Origin of the sequence: Cupriavidus pauculus (assembly GCF_008693385.1) — a bacterium.
Lineage (GTDB): Bacteria > Pseudomonadota > Gammaproteobacteria > Burkholderiales > Burkholderiaceae > Cupriavidus > Cupriavidus pauculus_D.
In genome coordinates, this window is sequence record NZ_CP044065.1 from 2,802,693 (window position 1) to 2,823,507 (window position 20,815).

The 20,815-nt window shown below is 66.4% G+C and carries 20 protein-coding genes and 1 pseudogene; 11 read left to right on the forward strand and 10 right to left on the reverse strand.

Features of this window, described 5'->3' with window-relative positions; genetic code table 11:
- Nucleotides 1-18: 18 nt before the first annotated feature.
- The 4 genes from FOB72_RS12820 to FOB72_RS12835 form a co-directional block, all read right to left on the reverse strand.
- Nucleotides 19-873: a patatin-like phospholipase family protein gene (locus FOB72_RS12820; RefSeq protein WP_150372860.1), complete on the reverse strand. Its 855-nt coding sequence runs from the start codon at nt 871-873 to the stop codon at nt 19-21.
- Complete coding sequence (locus tag FOB72_RS12825) at nt 870-2,084, reverse strand: CaiB/BaiF CoA transferase family protein (protein WP_150372861.1); 1,215 nt, start codon at nt 2,082-2,084, stop codon at nt 870-872. Before FOB72_RS12825 ends, FOB72_RS12820 begins: the two co-directional genes overlap by 4 nt.
- On the reverse strand, nt 2,081-4,075 hold the full coding sequence (locus FOB72_RS12830; protein WP_150372862.1) for a flavin-containing monooxygenase: 1,995 nt from the start codon (nt 4,073-4,075) through the stop codon (nt 2,081-2,083). The genes FOB72_RS12825 and FOB72_RS12830 overlap by 4 nt, the downstream gene beginning before the upstream one ends.
- 97 nt (nt 4,076-4,172) lie before the next feature.
- Nucleotides 4,173-5,144, reverse strand: a complete 972-nt coding sequence (locus FOB72_RS12835; RefSeq protein WP_150372863.1) for a Bug family tripartite tricarboxylate transporter substrate binding protein — start codon at nt 5,142-5,144, stop codon at nt 4,173-4,175.
- Between the two features lie 185 nt (nt 5,145-5,329).
- Here FOB72_RS12835 and FOB72_RS12840 point away from each other — a divergent pair, with 185 nt between their 5' ends.
- Nucleotides 5,330-6,103, forward strand: a complete 774-nt coding sequence (locus FOB72_RS12840; protein WP_223851324.1) for an IclR family transcriptional regulator — start codon at nt 5,330-5,332, stop codon at nt 6,101-6,103.
- A 43-nt stretch (nt 6,104-6,146) separates the two neighbouring features.
- Nucleotides 6,147-6,731 carry a TetR/AcrR family transcriptional regulator gene (locus FOB72_RS12845; RefSeq protein WP_150372865.1) on the forward strand — a complete coding sequence of 195 codons (585 nt, stop codon included), beginning with the start codon at nt 6,147-6,149 and terminating at the stop codon, nt 6,729-6,731.
- On the opposite strand, the gene FOB72_RS12850 is transcribed toward FOB72_RS12845, so the two are convergent.
- On the reverse strand, nt 6,691-7,275 hold the full coding sequence (locus FOB72_RS12850) for a TetR/AcrR family transcriptional regulator (RefSeq protein WP_150372866.1): 585 nt from the start codon (nt 7,273-7,275) through the stop codon (nt 6,691-6,693). The two genes, FOB72_RS12845 and FOB72_RS12850, sit on opposite strands and share 41 nt — an antisense overlap.
- A gap of 151 nt (nt 7,276-7,426) precedes the next feature.
- Between FOB72_RS12850 and FOB72_RS12855 the strand changes: the two genes are divergently transcribed.
- Nucleotides 7,427-8,164, forward strand: coding sequence for a DUF2076 domain-containing protein (locus tag FOB72_RS12855; RefSeq protein ID WP_150372867.1), 738 nt, complete (start codon nt 7,427-7,429; stop codon nt 8,162-8,164).
- 85 nt (nt 8,165-8,249) lie between these two features.
- On the opposite strand, the gene ilvD is transcribed toward FOB72_RS12855, so the two are convergent.
- Nucleotides 8,250-10,109, reverse strand: a complete 1,860-nt coding sequence (ilvD, locus tag FOB72_RS12860) for a dihydroxy-acid dehydratase (RefSeq protein ID WP_150372868.1) — start codon at nt 10,107-10,109, stop codon at nt 8,250-8,252.
- Nucleotides 10,110-10,346: 237 nt separating this feature from the next.
- Here ilvD and FOB72_RS12865 point away from each other — a divergent pair, with 237 nt between their 5' ends.
- From FOB72_RS12865 to FOB72_RS12900, 8 genes are all read left to right on the forward strand, one after another.
- The gene (locus tag FOB72_RS12865) at nt 10,347-10,700 is read left to right on the forward strand and encodes an ArsR/SmtB family transcription factor (protein ID WP_150372869.1); all 354 of its coding nucleotides are present in this window, start codon (nt 10,347-10,349) and stop codon (nt 10,698-10,700) included.
- Nucleotides 10,697-11,761, forward strand: coding sequence for an ACR3 family arsenite efflux transporter (arsB, locus tag FOB72_RS12870; protein ID WP_150372870.1), 1,065 nt, complete (start codon nt 10,697-10,699; stop codon nt 11,759-11,761). Before FOB72_RS12865 ends, arsB begins: the two co-directional genes overlap by 4 nt.
- A 9-nt stretch (nt 11,762-11,770) precedes the next feature.
- On the forward strand, nt 11,771-12,193 hold the full coding sequence (arsC, locus tag FOB72_RS12875; protein ID WP_150372871.1) for an arsenate reductase (glutaredoxin): 423 nt from the start codon (nt 11,771-11,773) through the stop codon (nt 12,191-12,193).
- A complete protein-coding gene (arsH, locus tag FOB72_RS12880) occupies nt 12,190-12,945 on the forward strand; it encodes an arsenical resistance protein ArsH (RefSeq protein ID WP_150372872.1) in 756 nt (251 codons plus the stop codon). Before arsC ends, arsH begins: the two co-directional genes overlap by 4 nt.
- 8 nt (nt 12,946-12,953) lie before the next feature.
- Nucleotides 12,954-14,489, forward strand: a complete 1,536-nt coding sequence (locus tag FOB72_RS12885; RefSeq protein ID WP_150372873.1) for an MFS transporter — start codon at nt 12,954-12,956, stop codon at nt 14,487-14,489.
- 288 nt (nt 14,490-14,777) lie between these two features.
- Nucleotides 14,778-16,109: an MFS transporter gene (locus tag FOB72_RS12890; RefSeq protein ID WP_150372874.1), complete on the forward strand. Its 1,332-nt coding sequence runs from the start codon at nt 14,778-14,780 to the stop codon at nt 16,107-16,109.
- A gap of 31 nt (nt 16,110-16,140) precedes the next feature.
- Nucleotides 16,141-17,094 (forward strand): LysR substrate-binding domain-containing protein, encoded by a 954-nt coding sequence (locus FOB72_RS12895; protein ID WP_150372875.1) that lies wholly within the window; start codon nt 16,141-16,143, stop codon nt 17,092-17,094.
- Nucleotides 17,095-17,161: 67 nt separating this feature from the next.
- The gene (locus tag FOB72_RS12900) at nt 17,162-17,980 is read left to right on the forward strand and encodes a class II aldolase/adducin family protein (RefSeq protein ID WP_150372876.1); all 819 of its coding nucleotides are present in this window, start codon (nt 17,162-17,164) and stop codon (nt 17,978-17,980) included.
- A 95-nt stretch (nt 17,981-18,075) separates the two neighbouring features.
- On the opposite strand, the gene FOB72_RS12905 is transcribed toward FOB72_RS12900, so the two are convergent.
- From FOB72_RS12905 to FOB72_RS12920, 4 genes and pseudogenes are all read right to left on the reverse strand, one after another.
- The gene (locus tag FOB72_RS12905; RefSeq protein WP_150372877.1) at nt 18,076-18,501 is read right to left on the reverse strand and encodes an NUDIX domain-containing protein; all 426 of its coding nucleotides are present in this window, start codon (nt 18,499-18,501) and stop codon (nt 18,076-18,078) included.
- A gap of 275 nt (nt 18,502-18,776) precedes the next feature.
- Nucleotides 18,777-18,833: pseudogene (locus FOB72_RS32795) on the reverse strand (hypothetical protein); the annotation flags it as partial.
- 74 nt (nt 18,834-18,907) lie between these two features.
- Nucleotides 18,908-19,639 carry a hypothetical protein gene (locus tag FOB72_RS12915; protein ID WP_150372879.1) on the reverse strand — a complete coding sequence of 244 codons (732 nt, stop codon included), beginning with the start codon at nt 19,637-19,639 and terminating at the stop codon, nt 18,908-18,910.
- Between the two features lie 422 nt (nt 19,640-20,061).
- The gene (locus FOB72_RS12920) at nt 20,062-20,631 is read right to left on the reverse strand and encodes a single-stranded DNA-binding protein (protein WP_150372880.1); all 570 of its coding nucleotides are present in this window, start codon (nt 20,629-20,631) and stop codon (nt 20,062-20,064) included.
- Nucleotides 20,632-20,815: the final 184 nt, after the last annotated feature.

Below are 20,815 nucleotides of genomic sequence, written 5' to 3' on the forward strand. Positions count from 1 at the left end.
CACCGCATCCGCCGGACTTCAGGCATGCCACGCCGCGGCGATCTCCGTCGCCATCCGCGCGGCCTGCGCCAATCCCGCCCGCGCGCTCGGCACGCAACGCGACGGATCCAGAACGTTGTCGGTCATCGCATCGAGCGACGCCGCATCGGGAACGATCACGGACACGGATGCGCCACGCGCGCGGAGCCCGTCCACCTCGGCGCGCAGATGACCGCTGACGGGATTGCCCTCTGCATACCCGAGCGGCGCGATCACGAGCACATGCTTCGCGTCCGGCGCGAGGTCGGCGTTGGTCAGCGAGCGGATGCCGCCATCCATGTAGACGCGTCCGCCGATCGGCACGGCCGGCCACGCGCCCGGCACCGCGCAACTCGCGGCAATCGCATCGACGAAGTCCACACCGCCGTCCGCATCGAACACGACGTGCGCCCCGGTCGCGGTATCCACCGCCACCACATGCAGCGCGCGTCCGGGCCATGTCGCGCGCGGCAGGCGGCCCGCGACGATGGCGCGGCGCGCGTCGAGCGGTACGGTCTCGCTGCGCAGCGCGAACGCGCCGATGCGCCGGCGCGCCGCATCGATATCGTCGCCCACGCGTTTCATGAGATGCCGGTTGCGCGCGTCCGCGTCGGCCTGCGAGTAGGGCCGCGCCTGTTCGAGCGAACCAGCGGGCGGCGCAAGCTGCTGCGCGAGCAGCGTTTCCACCGCCACACCGGACGCCAGCTGCGCACCGACCACCGAGCCGGCCGACGTCCCGACGAACGCATCGGCGTCGGCGATATCGACACCGGCCCGCGCGAGCCCTGCCGCGATGCCCGTGGCCCACGCAATGCCGGCCACCCCGCCCCCGCCCAGCACGACCGCGCGTTTCATATGACCCCCGCGTCGTTCAGCGCGGCCAGGCGCTCGGGCGACAGCCCCAGCAGATCGCCGTAGATCTCGGCGTTGTGCTGGCCCAGGTCCGGCGCGGGCTCGATCGGCTTTTCGGCGCTATCGGGAAACTTCGGCACCACGCCCGCCATCTTCACGGGACCGATATGCGGATCCGGCACGGACGCGATGGTGCCGCGCGCGCGATAGTGCGGATCGTTCATGATGTCCTCGATGCTGAAGATGAACGAGTACGCGAGCCTGGCCTCGTCGAGCGTGGCGCATAGCTCCGCCACGGGCTGCGCCTCGATCCACGCGGCCAGCGCGGTGTTCAGCTCGTCCACGTGCTGCCAGCGCTGTTCGTGCGTGACAAAGCGCGGATCGTCGAGCCAGTCCTGCCGGCCCATGGCCTGCGCCAGCCGCTGGAAGCCCGCGTCGGCGGACACGGTGAGGATCATGTAGCGGCCATCGGACGTGCGGAAGTGCTCGCCCGGCGCCGCCGCGAAGTGCTTGTTGCCGCGCCGCTCCCGCACGGTACCCAGACGGTCGTAGGCGGGCACCAGTACCTCGGTGAAACGGATGATCGATTCGTACATGGCGAGGTCGATCTGCTGGCCTTCGCCGCCGTGCATGTCGCGGCGGTAGATCGCCATCATCAGCGCGAACGCGCCGAGGATCGCGGACTGGTAATCGGCGATCGACGTGCCGATGCGCACGGGCGGACGATCGGGGAACCCCGTGATGCCCATGAGTCCGCCGAAGGCCAGCGCGATGCGGTCGTATCCCGCGCGCTCGCGATAGGGTCCCGTCTGGCCGAAGCCCGAAATCCGCAGCATGATCAGCTGCGGATTGCGCGCCTTGAGCACGTCCCATCCGCAGCCCCACTTCTCGAGCGTGCCGGGGCGAAAGTTCTCGACCACGGCATCGGCGTGTTCGACCAGATCGAGCAGCAGCTCGCGACCCTCCGGCTTGCGCAGGTCGAGCGTGATGCTCTTCTTGTTGCGGTTCTCGACGCTCCAGTACAGGCAGCGACCATCGACGAACGGGCCGAGATCGCGCACGGTGTCGCCACGGCGCGGGACCTCGACCTTGATGACCTCGGCACCGAAGTCGCCGAACAGCGTGGCCGCGACAGGACCCGCGACCATGGTGCCGAGATCGAGAATGCGCAGGCCGCTCAGCAGATGCGGGCCGGGACCGGAGGTCATCTTCATGATGCGGCCCCCTCCTTCTGCGCGCTGAGCGGGTCGCATGCGCGCGTCGCGGCATTGCCTTCGCGCACGATATAGTCGGCAAGGCCCGAGTTGCGCGTCATATGCCAGTAGTCGTCGTTGCGGAACGGCGTGGGCGCCACCACGCGGCCGCGCGCGTTGCGGTACCAGTTGGACATGCCCTTGTGCGTCCAGATCATGCGCGCGTGGGCATCCTGCACGCGCGCGTTGTACGCGTCGTGCACGTCCTGCCGCACCTCGATCTCGAACCGCTCGTGCGCGTTCAGCGCGGCCTTGAGCAGCGACATCACGTACTGCACCTGCGTCTCCAGCAGCGCGACGACGCTGCCGCCATGGCCCAGCGCCGTGTTGGGGCCGGCCAGCATGAAGAAATTCGGAAAGCCCGGCGTGGCCACGCCGAGGTAGGCCTGCGCGCCGTGCGCGTCCCAGTGCTCGCGCACGTTGCGGCCACCGCGCCCATGCAGGTTGAATGACGACAGCAGGTTCACCGCATCGAAGCCCGTGCAGACCACGACGATATCGACCTCGTGGCGCTCGCCATCGGCCGTGACGACCGCATCGCGTTCCACGCGATCGATGCCGTCATTGACGATGCGCACGTTGTCGCGCGTGGCCGTGCGGAACCAGCCGTTGTCCATCAGCATGCGCTTGCCGAACGGCGGATAGTCGGGCAACACGTCGGGCAGCAGGTCCTGGCGGTCGCCAAGCTGCTCCCGCACGTACGAGACGAAGAACTCGCGATGCTTGTCGTTGCGGCGATTGATCGCGCGCTCCGGGTGCGGCCATTCGGGATCCACCTGCAGCGAGGCATGGATACGGTCGTTGAAGATCCAGGCAAGGCGCTGGCGATACCACGGCTGGTAGTACGGCAGTTCCTTCAAAAGAAAGCGCGCGGCCGCGGGCACGGGCTTCTGAAAACGCTCGAATGGCGCGGCCCATTGCCGGGACCGCTGGAACACCGTGAGCCGCGAGACGATCGGCGCGATCGCGGGCACGATCTGCATCGCGCTCGCGCCGTTGCCGATGATGGCCACACGCTTTCCGGCCACATCGAGGCCTTCGGGCCAGCGCGCGCTGTGGAAGCATGGGCCTTCGAACGTATCGAGCCCGGAGATCGGCGGCATCTTCGGCATATTGAGCAAACCCACCGCGCTGATCACGACATCGGCCCGAATGACGTCCGCATTGCCGTCGGCATCGGAGACACGCACGGTCCAGTCCATGCTGCCTTCGTTGTACGTCGCCGCATCGACCTTCGTGCCGAAGCGCATATGCGCGCGCACGCCAAAGCGATGCGACACCTCGACGAAGTAGGCCTGGATTTCCTCGCGCAGCGCGAAGTAGCGCGTCCAGTCCGCCCTGGCAAACGAGTATGAATAGATATGGTTCGGCGTATCGACGCCCGCGCCCGGATAGCGGTTCTCGTACCACGTGCCGCCAACCTCGGCATTCTTCTCGATCACCGTATGCGGAATGCCGGCACCCTGCAGGCGGATGGAAGCGCAGAGTCCCGCCACGCCCGCGCCGATCACCACCACGTGGAAGCCTTCGGGCACGCGGTATTCGTCGCGCTGGTCGATGCGGAACGCGGGGTCGCCGCCCAGCCACGCGCCGACCATCGGACCGTAGGCTTCGGGCACGTCCTCGCCGACGCTGCGGCGCATCATCTCCACGAGTTCCCCGAGTTCGGGCAACGGCAGCGCGGCCGGCGCACCGGCCTTCCACGCGAGCACGGCATCGCGCGCGGCGTCGCGGACTTCCTGCTGGACCTCGGGCGGCAGGCCGCCGCTATCGTGATCGTCGATGCCGCGGATATGCGTGCACTGGTAGCGCTCGGACAGCCAGCGCCGGTCGCCGGTGAGATGCAACAGCATCATCAGCAGCGTGGGCACATTGGCCGCGGGCAGTGCGTGGTCGAGTTCGCGGATCCATGCGGGATCGATGGCAGGCGTGGAAGACGAGGAGGCGGTCATTGGCATTCTTTGGGCAAAAGGGGGCCCGCGGCGGGCCGCGCGCGGCCACCTTGGGCAACAAACATCGACGAGGAGAAGAAACGCTTGCCTGGGTGTCTTACTTGGGCGTCATGCCGGAGGTGCGCACGACATCGCCCCACTTCGCGTATTCGGCGGCAACGGTCTTCTGCATGAACTGCGGCGTGCCGGGCCAGGCCTCGAAGCCCAGCGCATCGAGCTTCTGCTTGACCTGCGGCATCGTGAGTACCTGCTGCAACTGCGCGCTGAGCTTCTGCACGATGGCGGGCGGCGTGCCGCGCGGGGCGACCAGCGCGGTCCAGCCCAGCGCTTCATATCCCTTTACCCCCGCCTCGATCATCGTCGGCACGTCCGGCGCGATCGAGGAGCGCGTGCTATCGAGCACGGCCAGCGCCTTGAGCTTGCCTGCCTTGATGTTCTCGTGCTGCGCGCCGATGGTGTCCACCATGAGCTGCGCGCGGCCGGACATCACATCGATGGACGCGGGCGCGCCGCCCTGGTACGAGACCGTGGTGATATCGACGTTGGCCTTGGACTTGAACAGCTGCAGCGCCAGCTCGAATGCCTGCGCGCCCGATGCGAACATCAGCTGGCCGGGCTTCTTGCGCGCGTCGCGGATCACGGCCTCCACGCTGTCATACCCGCTCGCGGGGCTGGCCAGCAGGATCATCGGTGCCTTGGCCACCATGCCGATGGGCTCGAAGTCGTTGAGCGGATCGTAGAGCCTGGTGGCCTGCAGATGCGGCCCCGTGGTCAGCGTGCCGCTGACGGCCAGGCCGAGCGTGTAGCCATCGGGCGGCGCCTTGGCAACCATGCCCATCGCGATCATGCCGCCGACCCCGGGGCGGTTCTCGATCACGAACGACTGGTTGTTGAGCTTCGACAGCTCCTGCCCGATCAGGCGGCTGATCGTGTCCGAAGCGCCGCCGGGCGGGTAACCGACCAGCAGCTTCACGGGCCGGGCGGGAAAATTGTCGGGCCCCTGCGCATAGGCGCCGCCGGGCAGCAGCAGCGCCAGACAGGTGGCGGCAATGAGGGATGCGCGAGTCATGTTGTCTCCTGATGTTCTGTTTTTTTGTGTAGCCGATAGCCACAGTATCGGTATGCGCGCGTAACGGCGTAAAACTCTCGATACCGATTCGTTCACAATGTGAACGTGCGGATTCCCCTATGCTGCACCGTAGCGGGCAGAGTGGCGATAATGGAGCGCGTCATCGTTTTGCAGGAGTTCACATTGTGAATACGGAAGCCTCCCGTACGCGCGGCGCGCAGGCCGTGTTCCGGGCGATCGACCTGCTCAAGCTCGTCGGGCTGAACCACGAGCACGGCATCTCGCTGGCTTCGCTGGTCGCGGCGACGGGGCTCGATCGGGCCACCGCCTACCGGCTGCTGAGTTCGCTCGTGCAGAGCGGCATGGTCGCGCGCGACGAGGGCAAGCTGTACCGGCTTGGCCTCGAGTCGATGCAGCTGGGCCTCGCGACGATGAGCCGCGTGCCGATCATGGAGCGCTGCCGCCCGACGATGATCCGGCTTGCCCGGCGTACCGAGGACACCGTCTACCTCGTCGTGCGCAATGGCGACTATGCGCATTGCGTGCACTACGAGCAGGGCGCATTTCCGATCAAGGCGCTCGTGCTGCAGGTCGGCGGGCTGCGGCTGCTGGGCGTGGGCTCGGCGGGCACCGCATTGATGGCAACGCTGTCAGACGCCGAACTCGAAGGCTTTCATGCGCGGCATGCGGCCGAGTTGCCGCCGGAGCGCGGTTCGCTGCCGCATCTGCTGCGCCAGGCCGCGCAGATCCGGCAACAGGGCCATGCGCTGACCGACAACCTCGTGGCGACGGGCGTGGGCGGCGTGGGCGTGGCGTTCGAGGTTACGCCGGGGACCTATGCAGCCATCAGCATCGGCGCGATTCGCTCGCGCATGGACGATGCGCGGCGCCGATGGATCGCGGACCTGATGCGCGAGGAACTGCGCGCCGCGGGATGGGCGTTGCTGCCCGAGGGATGATCCGCGTTTGCATCGCGCGCGGTCTCGCTTCACACTAGCGGGCATGGGTCATTCACAGGCATCCAAGGCGGCCACGCGCGAGCGCCTTGTCGTCACCGCCGCGCGGCGCCTGCTGCGCGAGGGCACCAATGGCGCGAGCGTCGCCGATATCGCGGCGGACGCGCACATCACGGCGGGCGCGATCTATCGGCACTTCGCGTCGCGCGACGTGCTGCTGCGGGAAGCATTCGCCACGGCGGCCACGGTACTCGGCGACTGGTCGCGCCAGTCGCCGGACTTCGATACGGCCATCTCCCTCTACCTGAGCCCCGCGCATCGCGATGCGGTCGATGCGGGCTGCCCCGTCGCCGCGCTCGCGAGCGACATGGCACACGGTACCGCCGATGATGCCCTGCGCGGCGCCTTCACCGCGCATGTACGCGGCGTCATCGACATGCTCGCCCATCGCCTCGCGCCCGAGGCCGGTGAGCGGGCCCGTGCGGAGGCCATCCTGTCGTGGTGCGCCTGCGTCGGCGCGCTGGGCCTGTCGCGCGCGATACCCGACGCATCCGCTTCCGGCGAACTGCTCGCGGATGTCGCGGCGGAACTCACGCAGTGGCCGTCGCGGTCCCCGCGAATGCCTCGGTAAGCTGCGCGGCGACCGTGTCGAGTATCTCGCGCGACAGCGCGGGATCGTCCACCGCGCGCGATAACGCGAGCGCGCCCACGCAGGCACTGAAGATCAGCCGCGCCCGCGCGCGCCGCCTCGCCCGAACCTCTTCAGGCAACAGCCGCTCGAAGAAGGCGAACATGCGCTCGATCTGGCCGGTGTAGACATCGGACGCCCGGTCCGGAACATGGCGCGGCACGTCGTTGAGCAGCGCTGTCAGCGGGCACGATCCGCAGCGATCGTCGCGATGCGCGGGCGAGAGATACCGCGCGATGGCATCGCGCAGGCTGGTCCTCGCCGCGTCGTCCCATCCCTCGAGATCGCCGAACGCGGCGGCCAGCGCCTCCACGACGAGATCTTCGCGCGACGCAAAGTGCTTGTAGAAGCCACCGACCGTCAGCCCCGCTTCCTCCATGATGTCCGCCACGCCAATGCCCGCGAACCCGCGCTCGCGAAAACGGCGCGCGGCAATCCGCACGATGCGTTGATGCGTCGCGGCCTTCTCCGCGCGTGAATGCCTCATGATGAATGCATGGTCTGAATGCGGGGTCGATTAACGCGTCGATCCTAGCACGTGCAATCGTTGGTTCCCTTAAGTCTCCTTTAAGTCTTCGTCCCTAGACTCAACCCGTACTCACCTCAAGCCGTACGAACGAACGGGACAGGAGATAGCCATGACCCCCCAGGAAACCCAAGCGCTGGAACGCTTCTTGACCCAACTGTCGCAGGCGCGCGCCGCCGCGAAAGATCCGCAGGCCGATGCCATGATCGCCGAAACGGTCGCGCGGCAGCCCGATGCCGCCTACCTGCTCGTGCAGCGCGCGCTGCTGCTCGACAATGCGCTGGCCGCCGCACGCGAGCAGAATGCCGCGCTGCAATCGCAATTGCAGCAATTGCAGGCCGCCCAGGGGGGCGGCAATCGCGGCTTTCTCGATGACAACGCGTGGGGCTACGCATCGGGCAACAACGCGGGTCGCGCGGCGGCGGCCGGCGCCGCATCCATGGCGGCACCCCAGCCGGCGCCCGTTCAGGCACCCGCTCAGGGACCCGGCCAACCACCGGTGGCGTATCAACCCGCCGCGGCACAGCCACCTGCAAGATCGGGCTGGCTCGGTGGCGGGCTGGGCGGCACGCTGGGGAGCATCGCGACCACGGCAGCCGGCGTGGCCGGTGGCGCGTTCCTGTTCCAGGGCCTCGAAAACATGTTCCATCGCAATAGCGCGAGCAATGTGCTGGGGAACCCGGATATGGCGGTGCTGGAGCAGCCCAACGAGACCGTGGTGAACAACTACTATGGCAACAACGACACGCCGTCGCTGGACACGACCAGCGCGTCGTCGGGCAACAGCTTCCTCGACGACGACGATCTCGGCAACGGGTCGTTCCTCGACGACGATTCGTCGTGGACCTGAAAGCGGAAGGGCCCGCCCCGAAACCGGGGACGGGCCCTTTCCTGACCGGGCAACCGGTCGCCCGGCCGCACAGCGGCCGGTCCGTTCAGTCGTCCAGCAGCGACAGGTCGCGCACGGCGCCCTTGTCCGCCGACATCACGAGCTTGGCGTAGGCCTTCAGCGCGGCCGTGACCTTGCGCGGACGCGGCTTCGCCGGCTTCCAGCCCTTGGCGTTCTGCGCCTCGCGGCGGCGCGCGAGTTCCTCGTCCGACACCAGCACGTTGATCGTGCGGTTCGGAATGTCGATGCGGATCCTGTCGCCATCGCGCACCAGACCGATCGCGCCGCCCGCGGCCGCTTCCGGCGAGCAGTGGCCGATCGACAGGCCCGACGTACCGCCCGAGAAGCGGCCATCCGTCAGCAGCGCGCAGGCCTTGCCGAGACCCTTCGACTTGATATAGCTCGTCGGGTACAGCATCTCCTGCATGCCGGGGCCGCCCTTCGGACCTTCGTAACGCACGATCACGATGTCGCCGGCCTTGACCTTGTCGTTCAGGATGTTCTCGACGGCCTCGTCCTGCGACTCCGTCACGTGCGCATTGCCCTCGAACACGAGAATGCTCTCGTCCACGCCGGCGGTCTTCACCACGCAGCCGTCGAGCGCGATATTGCCGGTCAGCACGGCCAGGCCGCCCTCCTTCGAGAACGCATGCTCGTACGAGCGGATGCAGCCTTCGGCACGATCGAGGTCGAGGCTCGGCCAGCGCGTGTTCTGGCTGAACGCCACCTGCGTCGGAATGCCGGCGGGGCCCGCCATATAGAACTTGCGCACCGCTTCGTCCTGCGTGCGGACGATGTCCCACTGGTCGAGCGCGTCCTTGAGCGTCGGCGTATGCACGGTCGGCACATCGGTGTGGAGCTTGCCAGCGCGGTCCAGCTCGCCGAGGATCGCCATGATGCCGCCGGCGCGATGCACGTCCTCGATGTGGTACTTGTTCGTGTTCGGCGCCACCTTGCACAGCTGCGGCACGATGCGCGACATGCGGTCGATGTCGGTCATCGTGAAGTCGATCTCGGCTTCGCGCGCGATCGCCAGCAGGTGCAGGATCGTGTTGGTCGAACCGCCCATCGCGATATCGAGCGTCATGGCGTTCTCGAACGCCTTGAAGCCGACCGAACGCGGCAGCACGCGGTCGTTCTCCTGCTCGTAGTACTCGCGCGTGAGTTCGACGATACGGCGGCCGGCGCGCTTGAACAGCTGCTCGCGGTCGGCGTGCGTGGCCACCACGGTGCCGTTGCCCGGCAGCGAAAGACCCAGCGCCTCGGTCAGGCAGTTCATCGAGTTGGCCGTGAACATGCCCGAGCACGATCCGCAGGTCGGGCAGGCGGAACGCTCCACCTCGGCCACATCGGCATCCGAGTACGACGCATCGGCCGCGATCACCATCGCGTCGACGAGGTCGAGCTTCTTGAACTCGACGGCCTTGGTGACGGGGTTCGCCAGGCGCGTCTTGCCCGCTTCCATCGGGCCACCCGACACGAAGATCACGGGAATGTTCAGGCGCATGGCGGCCATCAGCATGCCCGGGGTGATCTTGTCGCAGTTGGAAATGCACACCATCGCGTCCGCGCAGTGGGCATTGACCATGTATTCGACGGAGTCCGCAATGATGTCGCGGCTCGGCAGCGAATACAGCATGCCGTCGTGACCCATCGCGATACCGTCATCGACGGCGATGGTGTTGAATTCCTTGGCCACGCCGCCTGCCGCCTCGATCTCGCGCGCGACGAGCTGGCCGAGGTCCTTCAGGTGGACGTGTCCGGGAACGAACTGGGTGAACGAATTGACCACCGCGACGATCGGCTTCGAGAAGTCTTCGTCCTTCATGCCGGTGGCGCGCCAGAGCGAGCGCGCCCCCGCCATATTGCGACCGGCGGTGGAGGTTTTGGAACGGTATGCGGGCATCGTGGGAACTGTTTGAATCGCGGCAATTGGAATCATGGGGGGGTCGAAGACCCGGGAGCCCCGCGAGTAGGAGCCCTTCGCTCGCCCGTGCGAACAACCTCTTGAGCCGCGCCGTGGGCAAAACCCGACGATTATCCCATAACGGGCTCCGAGCGGCCCGCGCCACCCACCCCCGCCATCGCACACGTTGGCAATCTTCCATATTTCGAATATAGTCGAACAATGGAAACGAAGACCATGGAAACCGACAGCGCCCTCGAAGCGCTAAGCGCGCTCGCCCACGCCGTGCGCCTCGCCATTTTTCGCCTGCTCGTGCAGGCCGGGCCGGAGGGCCTGCCCGCGGGCCGCATTGCCGAAATCATGGACATGCCACCGTCGTCGCTGTCGTTCCACCTCAAGGAACTGCACCGAGCCCACCTGCTGGCAAGCCGGCAGGAAGGGCGGTCGATCGTCTATATGGCGCGCTTCGACACCATGGGCGGCCTGCTGGGCTATCTCACCGAAAATTGCTGCGGTGGCGCGCCGTGCGGGCCGGCGTCCGCCGGTTTGTCCGCGGGTTCGTCCGCCTGCGCGGCCCCGGTGCGGTCATGAGTGCCGCACCACCGCTCGAAGCGAGCGCGCCGGCCGCCGCCATCGGCGTGTTCGAGCGCTATCTCACGGTCTGGGTCGCCCTCTGCATCGTCGCCGGCATCGCGCTGGGCCAATGGCTGCCCGGGCTGTTCCGCGCGATCGGCGCCATGGAGATCGCGCAGGTGAACCTGCCGGTCGGCGCGCTTATCTGGGTCATGATCGTGCCCATGCTGATCCGGATCGATTTCGGCGCCATGGGCCAGGTGGCCGGACACTGGCGCGGCATCGGCGTCACGCTGTTCGTGAACTGGCTCGTCAAGCCATTTTCGATGGCGCTGCTCGGCTGGCTCTTCGTGCGGCATCTGTTCGCGGGATGGCTGCCCGCCGACCAGCTCGACAGCTATGTCGCGGGACTGATCCTGCTGGCCGCGGCGCCGTGCACGGCCATGGTCTTCGTGTGGTCGCAGCTGTGCAGGGGCGATCCGTACTTCACGCTGTCGCAGGTCGCGCTCAACGACGCGATCATGGTCGTGGCGTTCGCGCCCGTGGTCGGCCTGCTGCTTGGCCTGTCGTCGATCTCGGTGCCATGGGATACGCTGATCGCCTCCGTCGGGCTGTATATCGTCACGCCCGTGCTGATCGCGCAAGGCATTCGCCGCGTACTGCTCGCGCGTGGCGAGGCAACGTACCAGCGGGCCGTCGCCGCGATGGGACCCTACGGGATCGCTGCCCTGCTCGCCACGCTCGTGCTGCTGTTCGGCTTCCAGGGCAATGCCATCGTGGCGCAGCCGCTGATCATCCTGCTGCTCGCCGTGCCGATTCTCGTGCAGGTGTTGTTCAACTCGGGCCTCGCCTATCTGCTCAATCGCCGGCTCGGGGTCGCGCACTGCGTCGCGGGACCGTCGGCGCTTATCGGCGCGAGCAATTTCTTCGAGCTCGCCGTGGCCACCGCCATCAGCCTGTTCGGCTTCCGGTCGGGCGCCGCGCTCGCGACGGTCGTGGGCGTGCTGATCGAAGTCCCCGTCATGCTGCTGGTCGTGCGCGTGGTCAACCGCTCGCAACGCTGGTACGAATCTGCGTAGGAACCTCCAATGTCCGTCACGATCTATCACAACCCTGCCTGCGGCACGTCGCGCAACACGCTGGCCATGATCCGCAATGCTGGCATCGAGCCCGCGATCATCGAATACCTGGCCACCCCGCCCGATCGCGAGACCCTGCAGGCGATGATTCGCGGCGCCGGCCTCACCGTGCGCGAGGCCATGCGCGAGAAGGGCACGCCTTACGCCGAACTCGGCCTTGGCGACCCGGCGCTCACGGATGCCCAGCTACTCGACGCAATGCTGGCCCATCCGATCCTCATCAACCGTCCGTTTGTCGTCACCGAACGTGGCACGCGGCTCTGCCGCCCGTCGGAGGTCGTGCTCGATATCCTGCCCTCGCCGCAGCAGGGCGCCTTTACCAAGGAAGATGGCGAAGCCGTCATCGACGCGCGGGGACAGAGAATCCGATGACCGGGCTCCCCAACATCATGCCGGCGGTGTTCGACACGCCGGACCTGCGCAAGCTCGAGCCTTCGCGCGTCAGCACGCATCCGCCGCGCATCCTGCTGCTCTACGGCTCGCTGCGTACGACGTCCTACAGCCGCCTGCTCGTGCGGGAGGCCGAGCGCATTCTCCAGCAGTTCGGCGCCGAGACGCGCGTGTTCGATCCCGCAGGACTGCCGATGGCCGACAGCGTGCCCGCCGATCATCCGAAGGTCGTCGAACTGCGCGAGCTGTCCCAGTGGTCCGAGGGACAGGTCTGGTGCAGCCCCGAACGGCACGGCACGCTGACGGCCGTGTTCAAGAACCAGATCGACTGGCTGCCGCTCGAGTTCGGCGGCATTCGGCCCACGCAGGGCCGCACGCTCGCGGTGATGCAGGTCAGCGGCGGCTCGCAGTCGTTCAACGCCGTCAACGCGCTACGCGTGCTCGGCCGCTGGATGCGCATGGTGACGATCCCCAACCAGTCGTCGGTCGCCAAGGCGTATCAGGAGTTCGACGCGGACGGCCGCATGAAGCCATCTGCGTACTACGACCGCGTGGTCGATGTCATGGAGGAGCTCTACAAGTTCACGCTGCTGCTGCGCGACCGCAGCGACTACCTTACGGATCGCTACAGCGAACGCAAGGACGCCGCGCCTGCCCGGGCCGCGGCACTCGCGGCCGCGGCGATGCAACACGAGCAGGGCGCACCGGCCGAAGACAGCGACGAACTCGAATGAGCGCAGGCATGCAGACGGCACCGAGCCGGGCCGTCATCGCGCGGCTCGGTATTGCCCAGACGCTGGCATGGGGGTCCACCTACTACCTGCCCGCGATGCTGGCGACGCCCATGGCGCGCGACCTCGGCGTATCGCCGCCGACGATCTTCGCGGCATTCAGCGCGGCGCTCGTGGTCTCCGCGCTGGTCGGCCCATCGGCCGGGCGGATGATCGACCGTCATGGCGGCCGCCCGATGCTGGTTGCAATGAGCGTCGTCTTCGCGCTGGGTCTGGCGGGTCTCGGTGCCGCGCAGGGCGTGATCGGCCTGTTCGCGGCGTGGCTCGTGCTCGGTATCGGGATGGGCGCGGGCCTCTACGAGGCCGCGTTCGCGACGCTGGTCGGGCTATATGGTCATCGCTCGCGCGGCGCGATCACCGGCATCACGCTGATCGCGGGCTTCGCGAGCACCGTGGGCTGGCCGCTTTCCACGTATATGGAAGCCCATATCGGCTGGCGCGGCGCGTGTTTCGCGTGGGCGGTCCTGCACGTGACGCTGGGACTTGCGCTGAACTGCAGCATGCCGCGCCGCGAATCGGACGGCACGCCCCCCGCAGAGGCGTCCGCGCCCTCGTCCTCGCCCTCGCCCTCGCCCTCGCCCTCGCCCTCGCCCTCGCCCTCGCCCTCGTCCGCACCCGCACCCTCGTCCGCACCCGCACCCTCGTCCTCGTCCTCGTCCTCGTCCTCGTCCTCGTCCGCACCCGCACCCTCGCCCTCGTCCGCACCCGCACCCGCGCCGTCGCCGTCGTCCGCACCCTCGCCCGCGCCCGCGCCTTCGTCCTCGTCCGCACCCGCCCCCGCACCCGCGCCCTCGTCCGCACCCGCACCCGCGCCGTCGCCCGCGCCGTCGCCCCCGCCCTCGCCCGCGCCGTCGCCGTCGCCGTCGCCGTCGCCCTCGCCGTCGCCCTCGCCGGCGTCCGCGTCCGCGTCCGCGCCCTCGCGGTCGCCCTCGCCCGCGCCCGCCCAGGCACTCGCCTCCATCGCCCTGTCCTTCGTCTTCGCGGCAACGTGGTTCATCAGCACCGCCATGGCCGCCCACCTCCCGCGCCTGCTGCAGGCGGGCGGCGCCACGCTGGCCACCGCGGTCACGGTCGGCGCGCTGATCGGTCCCGCGCAGGTCGGCGCGCGCCTGCTCGAGTTCGGCTTCCTCCGCCAGATCCACCCATTGCTGTCGGCGCGCCTCGCCGCAGCCCTCCACCCCATCGGCGCCGCCGCATTCGCGATCGCTGGCGCCCCGGCCGCCGCGCTGTTCGGCGTGCTGCACGGCGCGGGCAACGGCATCCTGACCATCGCCAAGGGCACGCTGCCGCTGGTGATCTTCGGCCCCAGCGGCTATGGGCACCGTCAAGGCGTACTGATGGTCCCCGCCCGCATCGCGCAGGCCCTGGCACCGTGGCTGTTCGGCCTCTGCCTCGATGCATTCGGCATCGGCGCGCTGTGGGTCTCGTCGGCGCTCGGCGTGATGGCCGTGGTCATGCTGATGATGCTGCGCGGTATTCCACGCTGACCCCCACGCTGACCCGCTCGCCGAACCGCGTTCCCGAACGCGCGCACAGCTCGGGAATTTCCCCTGGCGCCCCGCATGCCCCGACGCCCCACGCCGGGGAATACCCGTCCTTTCACGCTTCCCGGCAAGCGTTTTTCGCACCATTCCCGCGATTTCCGCGACGGACGCGGTCAGGAATTGGGCACTGTGACATCCAGTCATGACCCGGTGAGAAATTGACAGTATCGAGCCGCTGGCTGGAATCGTAAATTCTCGGTGCCACGCAAAATCCCCGAGAAGGAACTCACCATGACCGCGTCCCCCACGATGCCGCCGGAAATCGCCCGCAAGATCAGCTGGCGACTGGGCCCCCTGATGATCCTGATGTACATGGCCAACCAGCTGGACCGCGCCAACATCGGCTACGCGGCCCTGACGATGAACCAGGAGCTCGGCATGACCGCGGCCCAGTATGGGCTCGCCGCGAGCCTCTTCTTTATCGGTTACGTGCTGTTCGAGGTACCGAGCAACCTGTGCATGTACCGCTTCGGCGCGCGGCTCTGGATGACGCGCATCATGATCACGTGGGGCATCGTCTCCTCGCTCACGTGCCTCGTGCCCAATGCGCAATGGCTCTATGTCGCGCGCTTCGTGCTCGGCGTATTCGAGGCCGGCCTCTTCCCGGGCATGGTCTTCTATCTCACGCTCTGGCTGCCCGCAAAGGACCGCGTGTGGATGATGTCGCTGTTCGTCACGGCCATTCCGCTCACGGGCGTGTTCGGCGCGCCCATTTCCACCTGGCTGATGGCGCACGTCACGCTGTTCGGCCTCAGCGGCTGGCGCGCGATGATCTTTCTCGAGGGGCTCCCTTCCATCGCGCTGGGCATCTTCGTCTTCTTCTACCTGCCCGATAGTCCGGCCAGGGCACGCTGGCTCTCGCCCACCGAGAAGAGCGCCGTGGCGTCGGTGCTCGCGCTCGAGCAGAAGCAGAGCCAAGCGAGCGCATCGCAACGCCATGACAGCGTGTGGACGACCTTGTCCAACCCGCGCGTCTGGGCGCTCGGCGCCGTGTACTTCGGCATCAATGCCGGCATCGTGTCGCTGCTGTTCTTCCTGCCGCAGGTCGTGGCTTCGTTCGAGAAGACGCTCGGCGTCAAGTACACGATCACGCAGATCGGCATGATCACCGCGATTCCGTTCGCGTTCGCCGCCGTCAGCATGCTCGTATGGGGCCGCATGATGCAGCGCCGCCAGCTGTCGAGCCGGCACGTGGCGGGCCCGCTGCTGGTCTGCGCGATTGCCCTGACCGTGGCCATGTGGATGACGTCTCCCTACGCGGCCATTGCGGCCTTCGCGGTGGGCGCCGCCGGCTGCTTCTGCACGATGACGACGTTCTGGCAACTCCCGACGAAGTTCCTCGCCGAGCGCGCCGCGGCCGCCGTCATCGCGATGATCACGAGCCTCGGGGTCTGCGCGGGATTCGTGCTGCCCTACTTCATTGGCTGGTCGAAGGACGTCACGGGGCACTTTGCCGTGGCATTCTACGGCGTGTCGATCCTGATGGTCGTCTCCGCGCTGATCGTGACCGCGCTCGAGGCGTCGCGCCGCAAGGCGGCCAGCGGATTGACCACCGCAACCTAGTATCGAAGCACGTATCGAAGGAGAAACTGTCATGCGTCGTGGCGTCCCCAGTCTGGGCCTGTTGCAGGCATTCGAAGCCTCGGCGAGGCATGAAAGTTTCTCCAAGGCCGCGGAGGAGTTGTCGCAGACCCACGGCGCCATCTGCAAGAAGGTCAACGAACTGGAAGAGGACCTCGGCGTCGCGCTGTTCGACCGCGTGCGGCAGCGCCTCGTGCTGACGCCGGCCGGCGCCGAGTATGCGCGCCGCATTCGCGTGAACCTCGACCAGATCCGCCGCGACACGCTGGAGCTCGTCCGCTCGGAAAGCGCCGTGAGCCTCGACATCGCCGTCGGCGTGTCGTTCGCGGCGCAGTGGCTCGTGCCGCGGCTGCAGGACTTCTACGACCGGCACCCCGATATCCGCGTGCATATCATCGGCCGCGATCAGCCCAACTTCTTCGACGACTCGAACTTCGATGCGACGCTCTATTTCGGTCAGCATCCATGGGCAGGCATGGCGGGGTCGGCCCTCATCGGCGACGATCGGCTGCTGCTCGTCTGCGCGCCCAAGTGGTGTCCCGCGGGGCCGCTGACGATCGAGGCGATCGCGGGCGCGCCATGGATCTACACGCGCGATCTGCCTACGGCATGGACCGACTGGGCGGAATCGCTGGTCGGCCATCCGCTCAAGCACAGCGGTGCCGCGCCACGCTACGACATGTTCGTCATGTCCATCAATGCGACGGTCGCCGGTCAGGGGCTTGCCCTGCTGCCGCGCACGCTGATCGACCAGGAGCTTGCAAACGGACAACTCGTCGTCGCGCATCCGCATACGGTCAGAAGTCCCAGCACGGTGTACTTCGCGTATCCCGAGCAGCGGCAGAACTGGGAGCCGCTGAAGCAGTTCGAAGCGTGGCTGTCGGAGACCGCGGCGCGCTATCAGGCATCGATCGCATCGCCGGTCGCGTCATCGGTGGAACGCTTCCACGACAGCACCATCCTGTGAGATTTCTTCCCTATCGTCAGGGGCAGGTCTGTCCGAGAATCGATCCGACAGACAGGAACAACGCCCCATGAACGATATCGCGCCTCTCCACCTCCAGATCCCCACGCCGATCGGCGGCCCGCTGCCCACGCCGAAGATCCACACCTCGTACGACGCCGAACGCCGCGAACGAAAGCTCCGTCTTGCGGCGGCGTTCCGCATCTTCTCGCGCTTCGGCCTCGCGGAAGGGATCGCCGGACACATCACGGTCCGCGACCCCGAGCATCACGACCGCTTCTGGGTCAATGCCTACGCACAGCACTTCTCGAGCATCCATCCCGACGACCTGATCTGCATCGACGAGGAAGGCAACGTGCATGACGGCAGCGGCGGCCCCGTCAACGCGGCGGCCGTGGCAATCCACTGCGGCATCCACGCGACCCACCAGCACGTTACCGCCGCGGCCCACACCCACTCGATCTACGGCCGCGCGTTCTCGGCACGCAAGCGCACGTTGCTGCCGATCAATCAGGAGGCCTGCCTGTTCTTCGACGACCAGGCCGCATACCAGGGCGACGTCCTGGTCCTCGACCGAAACGAAGGCCGCCGCATCGCCGCCGCCATGGGCAACCGCCGCACCGCGGTACTCGTCAACCATGGCCTGCTGACGGTCGGCACGTCGGTCGACGCCACCGCCTACCGCTTCCTCGCGATGGAACGCTGCTGCCAGATCCAGCTACTGGCCGAAGCCGCAGGCGAGTTCATCGTCATGACCGACGAGGAAGCCACCTCCATCCGCCAGCAGATCGGCTCGGACTACGTGGCATGGCTGGCGTTTCAGGGATTGCTCGGGCAACTGCTGAGAGAGAGTCCGGACCTTCGGTACTATCAGGAAACAATCGGATAAGCCGACCCGACCGATCTGCGCTACGACATATCTGCGATAAGCCGCATCTGCGACTTACCGCCAGTTCGCAACCGCCTGACCCGCAGACGCGCGACTCAACCCGTCGCGCCCTCCACGGTATCCCGCGCCCAACGCACGATGTCCCCAAACCTCGGCGGCAACAACGCCTCCGCATCGGCAAACGACACCCACCGCCACTCATGATGCTCGGGCCTGCCTAGCTCGGCACTGACCGGCAACACCACGTCGCCCTCACGCGACAACGCGAGAAAAACGCGCGCCACCTTCCCCCGCGCATAAACCGGCGTCTCGCGATACGCGTCGCCCCACGCCAACTCGAGCGCGCGCAACCCGGTCTCCTCAGCAGCCTCCCGCAACGCCGCCGCCAACGGCGCCTCCCCTTCCTCCGGCGCGCCCTTGGGCAAATCCCAGTTTCGATAGACACGCAGCACAAGACAACGCCAACGGTCATCGAACCGGCGCACTACGATAAGTCCTGCGGAGAGTTTTTGAGTGGTCATCCAGAGTGCATAGCGTGAGAGACGGACGAAGGCAGTACGTCAGCTTACATCCCGCCTAAGCCCTTCAGGGCCCAAACTGGTGATGCCCCAGCTGTAACAGAACCTCAAACTAACGCCACCCACTGGGTGGCGTTAGTCTTTCTAGTGTCCACCTCGATCGCCAGGCACTCGCGCGTGTAATCATCCACCACGTTCAGGCAACGGAATCGCCGACCATGCGCCAGTCCATCGGAGACGAAGTCCATCGTGCGGCAAAGCTCCGCGGGCCTCAGGCCCGCTTCGGCTTCCTTCAGCACGCCGATAATCTGTTCTTCGGTGAATCGCTTCTTCATGACCGCTCCTCCTGGGAACGGACTCTACATCGTCACGGTACTAAACACGGGGAGCAGGTCAATGCGCTGCTGAACTACCTTCTCGCTTTGTACGCGCTCATTCCGGCCTCATCCATTTGTGGATACACCGGCCCAGCGCCCGGCACGTAGGGTTGCACGATATGCGCTAGCACGGCATGCTCGGTTAGCAGCATCTCAAACAATCTTCCGTTGTAGCTGTGCTGGTACACCTCCAGAGTTTGGGGGCACATCCATCCCAACACAGTAAGCATCTCTGCTCTGCGCCGCCTTACACGGTCCAGCACTTCCGTCCAATGTTGCGTGGTGCTGTTGCGATACCAACCCTGCGTCCAAACCGGCTCGCAATGTGCGATCCGATTACGCCAAGCATTTACGTCCTTCAGCACAGTAATGGCAGCTTTCCGATTGTCCGGGTGATTCCAATGCTTTCGAGGATTCTTTGGGTAGTTAGCGAAGACATCAAGAAAGGTTCGGGCTTGGACCACCGGCGTTGGCAACTGCTGTTCCAGAATGTTCGGCCATACGCCAAACGTTAGCTTTGCTATAACGGAATCTGGCGACGGTTGCAGTTTGAGGCGGATCATTCTGTCATCGCAAAGCAACGCTTCGATCCTATCGAAAGTTGCCCCCTGCAACTTTCGAAGGCCGAGACAATAGTCGTACCAAGGAAACGAATCCGACGCACATCCGGACTTTTCCGTTGCTTGACGAGACAGACTCACATGAACTCGATTGCGGAGCGCCACCTCGAATGTCAACATCAACGACTGGAGCGCCATACTCATGGCTTGCCCCCACAACACAGCGCCCCCCTGTCTCTGCTGCGCTTTGCGTCCGGAACACCCGTTTATAGACGCTACTTCTTGGACCGGATTGCGTGTCTAGGAACGCTTGGTATGGCATTTGACCCCTCTCTCCTTCGCTTGCTATACTCGGCCGCGTAGACGGTTGGACCAGCCGCTCCCAACCTGACTTCGGTCAGGTGCCGCTAAGCTCGTCAGAGCCCAAACTGGTGAAGCCCCACCCGTATCCGAGCCTGAAGCCAACGCCACCCACTGGGTGGCGTTGGTCTTTCTAGAGGATGCGCACAAGGCCAGCAGCAGAATCACTGCGCGCACCATCGCAATCCTCCTAAAATCCCCCGGCCCAAATAGCAAAAGCCCCGCACAAGGCGGGGCTTCCTACCGACGTATTCCCTGACGCGACGTCAGAACGGAATATCGTCATCCATATCTTCAAACCCATTCGACGGCGATTGCTGCTGACGGCGTTGGCCACCGCCCTGGCCGCCTTGCGCGGCGCCACCACCGGCGCCGCCGCCCTGACCACGGCCGCCGCCGTAGCCACCGCCGCCACCGCCCGATGCTTCGCGGCTGTAACCACCGCCGCCGCCGCCGCCACCGCCGTAGCCGCCTTCATCGCCGCCGCCACCGCCGCCCTGACCGCGGCCGCCCAGCATTTGCATCTGGTCGGCGACGATTTCGGTGCTGTACTTGTCCTGGCCCGACTGATCGGTCCACTTGCGCGTGCGGATGCGGCCTTCGATATAGACCGACGAGCCCTTCTTCAGGTACTGGCCGGCGATTTCCGCCAGCTTGCCGAAGAACGCGATGCGGTGCCACTCGGTCGCTTCCTTGAACTCGTTGCTCTGCTTGTCCTTGTACCGATCGGTCGTTGCGAGCCGAATGTTGGTAACGGCGTCGCCGCTGGGCATGTAGCGCGTTTCCGGGTCAGCGCCCAGGTTGCCGACGAGGATGACTTTGTTGACCGATGCCATATGAATATTCTCCGAAGGACCACCTCATCCGAGGTGGCAAGTAAATCTGTAAAAACAAATCTGCAAAAACGCCATCGCGGCAAACAAAAAGCGCGCCCCGTTGCCAAGTGTTGCGTTGGCAGGCGCGCGCTCATGCTAAACCCAAATTGCTGGAATAGGTACTCGTGATTCTGCGGTTTTTCAC